The organism is Streptomyces sp. AK08-02, from assembly GCF_033795085.1.
GTDB lineage: Bacteria > Actinomycetota > Actinomycetes > Streptomycetales > Streptomycetaceae > Streptomyces > Streptomyces echiniscabiei.
This window is the reverse complement of the sequence record NZ_JARAZV010000026.1, coordinates 129264-140909: the sequence shown is the minus strand read 5'-3', so window position 1 is coordinate 140909 and position 11646 is coordinate 129264. Positions and strand designations below refer to the sequence as shown.

Here is an 11646-nt window from a genome sequence, read left to right as displayed (position 1 = left end):
ACGAGCGGAAACCAGGCAACTACCTGGCCTTTCTCGGACTGGCCGCAGCCCTTTGCTGCTACAAACGGCTCCGGAAACTGACCATGTAGGACACGGTCTAAGTATGAGAGATCGGATACGTCCGTACTCTGCCCGATGGCTTTCTCTTTCACGGTCGAGAAGAGCGTGGGCGGGTGTATGTCGGGTCCAGGCCTTCCGCGGCCCTTCGACGCACCGCTTCCCCCGTGCTCATCCCTGTCCCCGCGAACCTCGGCGCTCCCCCACGACACAGGGTAATGAGCCCAGCGCAATCAGCGCATGCCAACGCAAGGACCTGCCGCCGTACGATCCGAGCCCAAAGAGCAGCCCCGGCACGCTGTTCGACGGGTTGAGCCCGGCAACCCCCTACACCATTGGCTGACCTCAACACGACCAGGTTCGGGTGGTGGAACCCGAACGGGCGACGGGAAGCGTTCCGAGCCTATTCATCGGCCCTACCTTGGTGGTCTGCCCGCAGCTCGTCGAGGTGGAGCCGAAGCTCGTGAAGTACACGCTGACTGAACAGCAGGCTGCCATGCTCCGCCAGATCGGTGCAGCGCCCAGTGCCGTGCCCATCGCTCCCAAGAGTTCGAACACGGCTTGGGCCCTTGAGCAGCGCGGGCTGATCAAGCGGAACTGGCGCGGTAGCGGGCACGTCGCAGTGGTGACGTCGGACGGCCGCTACTTCCTCAAACACGGCAAGCATCCCAAGGAGGTCCAAGCCGAGAAGGAGCGCTTGGCCGGTGATGCCGAACAGGCCGAGCGCGCTCCTACCGACGGAGCCGAGCTGATCGCTCGACTGCAGTCCGCGACTATCTGGAAGCTCACCGTCCCTGATCCGGGCCCGCAGACCCGGGGGCGGTGGCGGGCGGCCTTCTACGACGCGCTCCATCACGATCACGTGCCAGGAGAGCTCAAGCTGCGCTGGACCGGACGGCAGCGTGGCGACTGCGTCTTCACGTTGGTCGACGAGGAAGCCGAGAGAGCTGCGCAACCGCCGCCGGTACCGACCATCGACGTCCCCGACGTGCTGGGCCGTCCCCATCAGCTCGTCCGTGCCACGTGCAAGGCCCTCGGCAGGTCCAAGACCGTAGTCGACACCCGCGGGACGCCCGAGGTCATCCCTCTGCACGTGTCGCGGGAGCAGGCCGACCGTGCCCTGCGGATCATGCACGCGCTCCTTACCGAGGCGGAAAGCCGCGGCTACCAGGTGGAGACCCGGACCGATCTCCATCGCGGCCAAGCCGAACACCAGATGGTCATCGTCATCCGCGGACACGCGCTCCCGCTCGCGATCACAGAGCAGACGACCAAGGTGCCACACGAGCCGACCGCTCAGGAGATCCGCCAACAGCTACGCAATCCTTGGACGCGTATCCCCAAGTACGACCACGAGTTCAACGGACGCCTCGAACTCGGTGCGCCCGCCAAAAGCTGGTACCAGCATTCGTACACCCACAGGGACAGCGCACGGTGGACGCTGGAGTACCGCCTGGGGCACCTTCTGCACGATCTCGAACAACGTGCCGAGGCGGCCGAACGACAGCTGCGGGAAGAGGAACTCCGCAAGGCCGAGCAGCGACGCCGCTGGTACGCGGCTGTTGCGCAGGCACGGGTGCGACAAGTTGAGCGGCATCGAGCGAATGTCCTGGTCGAGCAGATGGAGGCACGGCGTCGGGCCGACGAGATCCGCGCCTTCTGCCGCGCGGCCCGCACGAGAGCCGACGGCGCATCCGCTGCGGCGGAGGAGCTGGAGTGGCTGCAGTGGGCTGAGGCGTACGCAGACCGGATTGATCCACTGTGCGCGCCGCTGGGAACTCCGCCGGATCCCCCGGCCAGCCGTGAGGCTCTGCGCGAACTCCTTCAGGGCGATCTCTACACCCACCCCTGGCCGTTCGACAGCAAGGGTCGCTGGACACCGCCCGAAGAGGAGGTCGCACAGCGCCCCTGATCAGGGCGACGCCTCCGCCCTGTCCGTAAGGGGACAGGGCGAAGGATCATTCATGCGGCGATGGTGAGCGGAACGTCCAAGCGCTCCCCGCCACCAATAACGGCCTTGTGCGCGTCCGGTTGAAGGTATAAGGGTGGAGTCGGGTATTGGAACTCCGCGAATGCCTCGCCAAGAGCGGCGCAGGGAGGTAGGTGCCGGTGCCCGGAGTTCGCCTGCACAACGCCGGGCAGGGGGCGCCGACCGTCAGCTGGAGCCACGCGTCGCTTGATGCGAGCTCACCAGGCCCCGGGGGGGGGACCAAACCTGTCGATCACACCATTGACCCATAGGTAAAACACCCAGTGACCTCCGAAACACCCGTCTATCGGTGCGCAGAAGCGCCCGTACGTCGAGTCCTTGGTTATGTGAACTGTCAAGCTGTCGCAGGAGGTCGACTGTCGCAGGCATCGAGGCAATAGGCGACGTGAGGTCAACCATTGGTGTATGGTTGACCTCATGACAACTAATATTAGGCCGTTCCGCCGTATCGGCGGAGTCTCGGAAGTGGCGGCTGAGCTCGGAGTCAGTCGGCAGCAGGTCGCCAAGCTCCGTCAGAGCGATGATTTCCCGGCCCCGGTGGCCTCCCTCAGCGCTGGCGACATCTGGGATCTGGACATCATCCGGCGGTGGGGAAGCAGTGGTCTGAGACGTGGGGCGGGGCGCCCCGCCCCCGTTGGGCAGCCTCGTTCGGTCGGGCGCCGATTCGAACTCGGGGCAGAGATCGATGGCGGCGGGTTCGCCGTCGTGTTCGGCGCGCGAGACCTTGAGGCGGGTGATGACGATCAGGTGGCCGTAAAGGTCCTGCAGCAGACGCATGCACTCGACGTGGAGACTGTTGCTCGGTTCGAGCGGGAACTCCGCCTGATGTCCACGTTCGGCCATGCAAACGTCATGAAGCTGCTGGCGAGCGGGAAAGATGAAGACCTGGGCCTGTGGTATGCAATGCCGCTAGCCCGAGGCGTCCTCTCCGACGAAGTCGGCAGCGTCATGAAGGCCGAGGACGTGGCTGCCGTGATGCGGGACATCTGCGCCGGACTTGCATATATTCACAGTCAAGGGATTCTTCATCGCGATCTGAAGCCGGGGAACGTGCTGCGAACTCCTGATGGGGTTTGGGCTATTGCTGATTTCGGGCTCGCGCGAGTAGTGGAGGAGAGTGGTCTCCTCACCTCCACCTTCGACGGCTTTGGAACCCGATTTTATGTTGCCCCTGAGCAGTGGAGGGATGCCAAGCATGTTGATGAGCGCGCGGACATCTATTCCGCAGGCAAGATCATGCAGGCGCTTCTGACGGGTGGCACCCCGGTGGACGACGTTGTGCCGGCCGGACCGCTGCGGGGCGTGATCCAGCGTGCGATCTCCCAGGATCGCGGCCAGCGCCATGCCAGTGCGACCGAGTTGCTGGCGGCCATCGAATCGGCGGTCGCCCCGGCGCCGACCGGGCGATGGGAAACCGCCGAGGAGAAGGCGGGACGCCTGCGCCCCCGCCTCAAGGCCGGTCGTGTCGTGGATGAAGCCGCCCTCGACGAGTTCGTTCGCTGGGCAGACGAGCTGGACTTCAGTGACGACGAGGACATGGGGGAATTTTCCTGGGCCCTTAGCGCCCTGCCGTCGGATTCAGTGGAGTGGTGGTGGCAGCAGAACCCCGCAGGCTTCACCGGCATCTTCCAGGCGTTCGCGAGTTGCCTGGAGGGGGCCTTTGATTTCGGAATGTGCGACATCCTTGCGGATTTTGCTCGCCGTGCTGTCGTAGCCACGGGTGATGCGATCATTCTCCGAGAGGCCGTCCGCGGGCTTGCCCATCTGGGCACTAACCATAATCGTTGGCATGTGCGTGATGTTGCCGTCGATATTCTACAGAAGATCCGAACGCCCGAGGACGCGGTCGCCGCTCTCGAAGGACTCCGCATGGCTGGACAACCGTTCATCGAGTGGACTGTGGGCAGTGCGGTAATCCGAACCCTGCATCCCGTGCTGCGAAGCGGTCTCGGTACTTTCATCGATTCCGACGACGACTGACGACCGACGGACAGGCGCGAGCGTGATCGACTAACTTGGGCGGATCGGCCTGACCCCGGTGGCTGCCTCGATCCGCCCGGTTACCGGTAGTTCGTTAAATCCGGTGATGGTGTGGGTTGACTGCAGGCCGGGTTGGTCGTAGGTCGGTGGTAGGAGTCAATTGGCTTGCTGGGGGCTGAAGATGACCGCTCGCCGTCCGTGTCCGCCCGCGCCGGGGCCGTTGGAGGAGTACACGGCCCGGTTCGACGACCTCTTCTTCGGCCTGGCCCAGCGGCTGGGCTTTCGTGAGTACCTGACCGGGCTGCTGGCGCCACGGGAGCGGAACAAGACGATCACCTGTCTGGCAGGGGCAGAACCGGTGGCCGGTGCGGGGACGCCGGGGGTACAGCGGCTGCAGTTCTTCCTGTCCGAGTCGCCGTGGGAGGCCGAGCTGATCAACGACCGGCGGCTTGAGCTGCTACGCGAGCAGCCGGCGACCGCCCCGCACGACGACGGGGTCATCGTGATCGACGACTCCGGGGACCGCAAGGACGGCACGGCGACCGCGCACGTGGGCCGGCAGTGGCTGGGCCGGTTGGGCAAGACGGACAACGGCATCGTCACGGTGACCACGGTGTGGACCGACGGCCGCGTGTACTACCCGCTGCATGCGACTCCCTACACCCCCGCTCACCACTTTGCCCGCGGCCGGTCCGATCCGGCCTTCCGTACGAAACCGCAGCTGGCCGCTGCCCTCGCGGCCCGCGGGAAGGCGGCGGGCTTCGGCTGCCGGGCGGTGGTCGCCGACTGCGCCTACTTGAGTCAGCGACGACTGGTACCTCGCACTGCGCGAGGCCAGCCTGGCCTACGTGGTGGCCCTCAAACCGCACCGCGGCACCTGGGCCCCGGCCGACCAGCCGCACACCCCCATCGAAGCCAGCCACGCCCTGACCTGGCGCGACGCCAAGCATCCGGGCGACTGGACGCCCGTGGAGCGTCACTTCCGCGACGGGCACACCGAGACCTGGTGGGCCGCCGATGCCCGCCTGGGCGGCTACGGACCCGACTCACCCTGCCGGCTGGTCGTGGCCACCACCGACCCGGCTACGTTGCCGGAGAAGGCCACTTGGTACCTGGCCACCAACCTGCCCCACCCCGACGCTCCCCACGCCACCACCAGCCCGCACCCGCCGGCTGCCCTCGCCGAGATCGTCCGTCTCTACGGCCTGCGGCCGTGGATCGAGCAGAGCTACAAACAGGTCTAGGACGAACTCGGCTGGGCAGACTTCCAAGTCCGCTCCGACCGTGCCATTCGCCGCCACCAGACCCTGGTCAACTGCGCCTTCTCCTTCTGCTGGGACCAATGGTTCGCCCCACCTGGACCCCTGGACGCCACCGCGCCGGACCCGTGCCCCGACGAGGGGCCAGAGAGGGGGGCCGGCTCCGTCCCACCAGCCCCAACGGCCCTGCTGGCCAAGGGCGTTACGGGCCATCCGTTCCTGGCTCACCCCTGCCGTCACCCTCAACCGATGGTGGCGAGCCTGGACGGACACCGACCCGCCCTCCGAACTCCAGGCACTGATCGATGCGGTCACCACCAGACACGGCATTGACCTCTACCTCCGGATTTAACGAACCACCGGTAGTGGCCGCGTGCGGACGCGGTGAGTAACGCAGGCGCCTGCTCTCTGCCCGGTTGGTGGTGTACTTCGTCCTGGGGCTGGCGCTGTTCTCGCCCGCTCCGTATCTCAAGCTTGCGAAGCCGCTTCACGCAGAGGCTTCCCATCCGCGGAGTGATCGGGAGGTCGAGTCGCCCCTTCCCAAGCCCGCGCCACCCTCGGGTGAAGTCAAAGTCCCCAGCCGCGGCAGTCGCACAGCGATCATCCCACTCAGATGCGCGCTCACCGACGATGCGCGACGCTACGAAGCTGGCCTACTTCGTCTCGTTCGGGTGGCTCGTGTGCACCTGCTCCAGGAAGACCGTGCGCTCATAGACGTAGAACCAGATGCGCGCGGTGCCCTTCGCAGTCGGTTTGTGCTGCCACCGCTCATGGGCCGCGCCGCCACGCTCGATGACGCCGAGCTCACCCTTGAGCCGGTAGTTCGTCGGCGTCGTGGACAGTGGCGTCCGTGTGAGGAAGTCCCAGGTCTCCGTCATGGGGTTGCGGATCGTCGCGACGAGGTCGCGCCATCCCTTCTGCGCGTCGGCTGTGGCGAAGCGGATCTCGTATTCGGTCTTCTTCGGAGGGCGAGGAACCGGCTCGCCCTTCCTGGCGGCCGCCACGGCTACGGACGCTCCACGGTCTCATCGTCGTCGAGCCACTCCAGACCGGCGCTGCCGCTGCTGAGCCCGGCCGCGACGGCGGTGGCCGTCTCCTTCCAGGAGGTCAGCTCTGCGATCGCGAGGTGCGGCTGGCCGGTGGAGAACGACGCGCGCGCCGCATCGACGAGGTCCCGCGCGCAGGACTCCCGGTCGGCCGGCGACAGCGCAAGCATCCAAGGAAAGGCCTTGGACATCCGCTCGGCGAGCGAGCCGCGGTCGTCAAGGGTGACGGTAATGAGCTGCGCGGCAAAGTTCAGCAAGCGGGCACGACCCTCGGCCTCGCGCTGCGACATCAGGACCAGAGCCTCGCCGTCGCGCCGGGTCACCGTCACGGGGTGGGCCTCGGCCTCGGCGAAGACCTCGGCGGAGTGCTTGCTCAGGTCCGAGGAGCGCCGAGTCGCCACGGGGAGGCCTGCTGCTATGGTCATGGATCCATAGTATTCGGAACGTATTCGGAAGTCTAGTGGAGGCCGCAGAGTGCGTGCGCCAGGCTCGACCTCCGAATGCGGTCCGATGCCAGATCTCAGCCTTCCTTGATGCTTGAGTCAGACCCGAACTCACAGCCGGTCGATCGTCGAGATGGGGCGCGCACTTACAGAGCTGCTTACCTTGCGCCTGCCGAAAAACTCATCCGTCCTGGTGGGGACTGGTGTACGGGTGGTGTCGAGCGGGGGGGTACCCCCGCAGGACCGCCCACCTGGCCGCCACACCCGCAGACGCTGTCGGCGGTGGCCTGCCACGGACAGCCGCACTAGCATCAGGTGGCCGGGCGACGACGCCAGGTCCTATGCGTCCGTGGGGTGGGGGAACGTGCAGCGCTCAGTGGTTTTCGTCCATGGCACCGGAGTGCGCGAGGAGTCGTACAACAAGACGTTCGCCACGGTGCGATCGGAGTTAGCGGGGCTGCAACCCAGGGCCGAAGTGCGGGGCTGCTTCTGGGGCCGTGAGGCTGGCGCGGGGCTGGCGCTTGAGGGCGCGAGCATCCCCGGCTACTCCGACTCCGGCGGCGGGCGCAGAGAGGACGAGGACGTGGCCGTCTGGGGCGTGCTCTACCAAGACCCCGGCTACGAACTGCGTCTGCTGGGCCTTCGTCCCGCCGTCGCCTCGGGAATGGGGCGTGGACAGAGCCCCGCGCAGAAGCTGCTCGACGAACTCTCCGGCTACGTCGCGTCTCCCCGTGTGCGAGACGCCTTCGCGGAACACGGGCTGGACGGCGCCCTCGACCGCGCGGTGCGGACGGTCGCCGAGTCGCCGGAGCTGCGGGACGCCGCAGCCACGGCAGAGGAAGGCGGCTATGAGCACCGGCACGCATTCGCCCGAGCCATCGTCGCCGCGACGCTTGCAGAGGCAGCGGATGACGGCTTCGACTCCCTCGAAGGCATCCAACGGGACGCCTTGCTCTCGCTGATCAGCGCTGAGCTGCGGACGAAGGGGCGCACGCTGGGGGGAACGGTAGCCAAGGCCGCCGCCACCCCCGCACTGCTCGCGCTGACCAGGCACGCTCGACGGCGGCGAGGCAAGCACAACGACGACCTCATCATGCCTGCGGTCGGCGACATCCTGCGCTACCAGGCCCGCGGGCACGCCCTGCGCCAGCTGATCAAGCGCACCATCGAGCACGCCCCCGGAGACGCAGTCACCGTGATCGCCCACAGCCTGGGCGGAGTGGCCTGTGTGGACCTCATGGTGCAGGAGGAGGTCGACCGGGTCGACCAGCTGATCACCGTCGGCTCCCAGGCTCCCTTCTTCTACGAGGCAGGTGCCCTGGTCTCACTCGAACACCCGCACCCGCTTCCCAGGCACTTCCCCCAGCGCTGGCTCAATATCTACGATCGCCGCGACCTACTGTCGTTCCGGGCCGCGCAGGTCTTCTCCACCATCGCTACCGATCACGAGGTCGACAACCGACAGCCGTTCCCCTTCGCGCACAGCGCCTATTGGTCCAACCGCAAGGTCTGGGACGCAGTCGGCACATGGCTCAGCTGAACGCCGTCGACGATCCGGCACGTGTCCACGCCGTGGTTGTCGGACTCGAACGGTACCCCCGGAACCCCGACTGGGATCTGCCCGGCGCTGTGGACGACGCCCTGCGCTTCTACAGATGGCTGCGCAAAGGCGGTGTGCCTGAGGCGAACATCCAGCTCCTGCTGGCCCCTGGGGAGGACAGCCGATGTCGGCTCGAACCTCTGACCGAGTCCGGTGAACTGACCTGGCAGCCGACCTGGCAGCGGGGCCAGCTCATGGATGCTTTCACCACCGGCCTCGACAGGCGCAGCGGCGATCTGCTCTATGTCTTCTGGGGCAGCCATGGCGTTCTGGCGCAGGGGGACCGGCGTTTGCTGCTGTGCCCCGAGGCTACCCCGAACGACAAGCGCTGCATCAGTACAGCCAACCTGCTTGAGTACCTCCAGCGCGACGATCTGGACGGCTTCGGACAGCAGGTTCTGCTCTTCGACGCATGCGCGACTTTCCTGGAGCACCATCACCACCCGACGGGACCCGCGATCGCCGACTTCCCCACGGTTCGCCGGCGTGGTGTCCAGCAGTTCGCCTTGTGCGCGGCCGCCGCCGGCCAGGTCGCGGAGAACGACGCGGCCCTGAGCAGCGGGGTCTTCTCTCACGCCGTACTCGACTGGCTGGAGGCGAACTCCGTCGACTTGCGACCGGATCTGACCGCTCTCCTCACCCATGTCAAGGGACGGACGCCCGAGTTGCAGACTCCGGTCAGTATCGAGATCCGGAGCCTGGACGGCTCCCGGGAAGAGCTGGTGTCACCAGGCCGCGCTCCGCTGCCGGCGTCGACCGGCCGGAGCCAGCTCGTCCTCGTCCTGCACGGCGTACTCAGGGACGAGGATCTGCGGACCCGGTGCGTCGAACACCTCGCCACGCACTGCCCGCAGGTGCAGCTGGGGCCATGTCCCACCGATGAGCAGATCGCCCACGCGCTGCTCACGGTGGAACGGGCTATGGCCGCCGTCGTAGAGGTGGTAGGCATACAAGACCGGAGGTCGGCCGACCAGTTGCTGGCGCTGGGCCGCAGCCACGGGGCGCCCGGTCTGCTGTCCCCCTTGGAGTACGCCTCGCTGGAGGAACTGCTCGGTCGGCCCCCGACACTGCCGCCGATGGCCCATGTAATCGCCGCTGTACGGGACGCACAGCCTTTCGCCGAGGCATGGTTGCCGCCGACCGCGGAGGGCGGCGCACACAGACCCACCGTCGCTCACCTCATGGCGTGCGTGGAGCACTTCGAGGAATACACAGGCGGGCAGAGCGTTGCGCACCCGGGAACACAGCTGGTTCCTGCGGTCATCCGCTTCACCGAACTGCTCGCCGCGCTCACCCCCCAAGTCTGCGGGGAACTGCGCGAGTGGGGAGACAGGGTGGCCCGCAGACTGGGGGTCGAGGAAGCCGGTCTGGCAGAGCGGCGCGCCGACGCGCTAACGTGGTGTAGCTCGCTTGGCACAGCCAGCGGCCGACCGCGTGTCGTAGCGCTGCTGGACGCGGAGCCGCCGGACCGCAGCGTCCTCGGCGGCGGTGACGGCGGCGAACGCTTCACCTGTGCGCTGTGGACCCACACGGGTTCGGGCGACCTCGCACCGGCCGCCGCGCAAAGCGCGGAACCCCTCTCACCACGGGAAGTGGTGCGCAGTATCGCGCAGACGGTGTCGCGGCTGCGCGAGGCCACCGGCGAGACCGCGCTCGTCGAGATCCTGCTGCAGCCGGACGCCGTGCAGCTGCCCGTCGACGCCTGGAACGGCTCAGACGAGGGGGACCTGCGGCCCACCCTGTTAGGTGTGGAGTGGGAAACTGTGCTGCGCGCTCTGCCCCTGGCCTCCGACGATCGCGAGGAGCAGCGCCGGGCCGCACTGGAGCGCCGATGGGCGGGGCGGCACGACAATACGGTGATCTACCTCGACGACCGGCACGCCGAGGGATACGCGGCGTACGGGGCGTTGATGGACGACCTCTGCGCGGCCCGTGCCGTGGTGCGGGCCGGACCGGGAGGCCGGGAGCGGCTGGTCCAGGCAGCGCTTCAACTCGGCTGTCCGGTCGTGCTGTGGGACCGGCAGGCAACAGGTCCGGTCCCGGACACTTACTTCGCCCCCTTGCAGCCACAGGCGGCCGTGGAGTCGTTGCCTGAGCGTGTTCGGAGCTACCGGGCTAAAACCTGCGCGGACCCCATCGCCCACCCCGTACGCCCCGCCGTACTGCTGGAAGCCGCAGACCGGCCGCTGCCGCCCGTACTGTCGCTCACCGAACTGTCCGAACCGACCGGTTCCTCCGATTCCGAAGAGGCGAGTCCCCGATGACGCATCAGCCCGAGACGGATACTTCCACGGCCACCGGCTCCGCCGCAGATGACGAGGGCTGGCGCATCTTCCGAGGAGATGGCCTGCGGCGCAGCGTCACGATTCCTGAGGCTCCGCCCTGGCGGCGGTTCGGAGGCATGGGATACGGCACCACACCGGGTGAGTCCCCCTACGTGATCGGCCACGAGGAGACGGACGTCATCAACGCCGCTATCCACCTGCGCCGGCCGCTGCTCGTCACCGGACACCCCGGCACCGGCAAGTCCTCGCTCGCGGCCGCCATCGCGCATGAACTGGATCTGGGCCCGGTACTGCACTGGCCGGTTAACAGCCGGTCCACGCTCCAGGAGGCGCTCTACCGTTACGACGCCATCGGACGGCTGCAGCAGAGTGGCCTCAACCGGAGCCCGGGGGAGGTCGGGCCCGACATCGGCTCATTCCTGCGGCTGGGCCCGGTAGGCACCGCGTTCGTTGCTACGCAGGGCCCCCGGGTGCTGCTCGTCGACGAGCTGGACAAGGGCGACATCGACCTGCCGAACGACCTCCTCACCATCTTCGAAGAAGGCACCTTCGAGATCCCGGAACTGTCCAGACTGCCCGAGGACCAGGCCGACATCGACGTCCTCACCGCTGATCCGCACCAGCGGGCGAGGGTACACAGGGGGATGGTGCGCTGCACCGAGTTCCCCCTCGTCGTCATCACCAGCAACGGCGAACGTGACTTCCCCCCGGCGTTCCGCCGCCGCTGCCTGCCCCTGCACCTCGGCGACCCGGACAAGGAGCGTCTGGAGAAGATCATCGAAAGCCACCTCGGGCCGGATGCTCTCGCTGACGCCGGTGATCTGGTACAGGCGTTCCTGGCCCAGCGAGCTATCGGGGAACTCGCCACCGACCAGCTCCTCAACGCCGTGTTCCTGCGCCACGGCGGTGCCCGGCTGGACGGCGGCGGTCTGTTGCGGACGGTTCTGCACCGGCTCAACGCGGACGGCTGAGACGTGTTCGCAAAA

7 protein-coding genes and 1 pseudogene are annotated in these 11646 nt (G+C 67.3%); 6 read left to right on the top strand and 2 right to left on the bottom strand.

The genetic code is table 11. The annotated features are described in order from the left end of the window. Positions 1–424 precede the first annotated feature (424 nt). The 3 genes and pseudogenes from PV734_RS41025 (at position 425) to PV734_RS45980 (ending at position 5619) form a co-directional block, all read left to right on the top strand. Positions 425–1969, top strand: a complete 1545-nt coding sequence (locus PV734_RS41025; protein WP_060903309.1) for a hypothetical protein — start codon at positions 425–427, stop codon at positions 1967–1969. A gap of 543 nt (positions 1970–2512) precedes the next feature. Continuing rightward, entirely contained in the window at positions 2513–4027 is a 1515-nt protein-coding gene (locus PV734_RS41020; protein ID WP_060903304.1) for a serine/threonine-protein kinase, read from the top strand. Between the two features lie 181 nt (positions 4028–4208). Beyond that, a pseudogene (locus tag PV734_RS45980) lies at positions 4209–5619 on the top strand (IS701 family transposase). 320 nt (positions 5620–5939) lie between these two features. Here the strand turns inward: PV734_RS45980 and PV734_RS41010 are convergent. Then, positions 5940–6290 carry a hypothetical protein gene (locus PV734_RS41010; protein ID WP_060903303.1) on the bottom strand — a complete coding sequence of 117 codons (351 nt, stop codon included), beginning with the start codon at positions 6288–6290 and terminating at the stop codon, positions 5940–5942. A 2-nt stretch (positions 6291–6292) separates the two neighbouring features. Further along, entirely contained in the window at positions 6293–6757 is a 465-nt protein-coding gene (locus tag PV734_RS41005) for a prevent-host-death protein (protein ID WP_060903302.1), read from the bottom strand. 382 nt (positions 6758–7139) lie between these two features. Between PV734_RS41005 and PV734_RS41000 the strand changes: the two genes are divergently transcribed. Genes PV734_RS41000 through PV734_RS40990 form a run of 3 tightly spaced genes read left to right on the top strand, consistent with a single transcriptional unit; the run spans position 7140 to position 11631 of the window. Next, on the top strand, positions 7140–8315 hold the full coding sequence (locus tag PV734_RS41000) for a hypothetical protein (protein ID WP_063819718.1): 1176 nt from the start codon (positions 7140–7142) through the stop codon (positions 8313–8315). Next, positions 8303–10639, top strand: a complete 2337-nt coding sequence (locus tag PV734_RS40995; protein ID WP_060903300.1) for a caspase family protein — start codon at positions 8303–8305, stop codon at positions 10637–10639. Before PV734_RS41000 ends, PV734_RS40995 begins: the two co-directional genes overlap by 13 nt. After that, entirely contained in the window at positions 10636–11631 is a 996-nt protein-coding gene (locus PV734_RS40990; RefSeq protein ID WP_079076717.1) for an AAA family ATPase, read from the top strand. Before PV734_RS40995 ends, PV734_RS40990 begins: the two co-directional genes overlap by 4 nt. Positions 11632–11646 lie beyond the last annotated feature (15 nt).

Excerpts from the sequence above, each read along its gene's own strand:
- PV734_RS41005 (WP_060903302.1), bottom strand. The coding sequence starts at position 6,757 with ATGACCATAGCAGCAGGCCTCCCCGTGGCGACTCGGCGCTCCTCGGAC.
- PV734_RS40995 (WP_060903300.1), top strand. The coding sequence starts at position 8,303 with ATGGCTCAGCTGAACGCCGTCGACGATCCGGCACGTGTCCACGCCGTG.
- PV734_RS40990 (WP_079076717.1), top strand. The coding sequence starts at position 10,636 with ATGACGCATCAGCCCGAGACGGATACTTCCACGGCCACCGGCTCCGCC.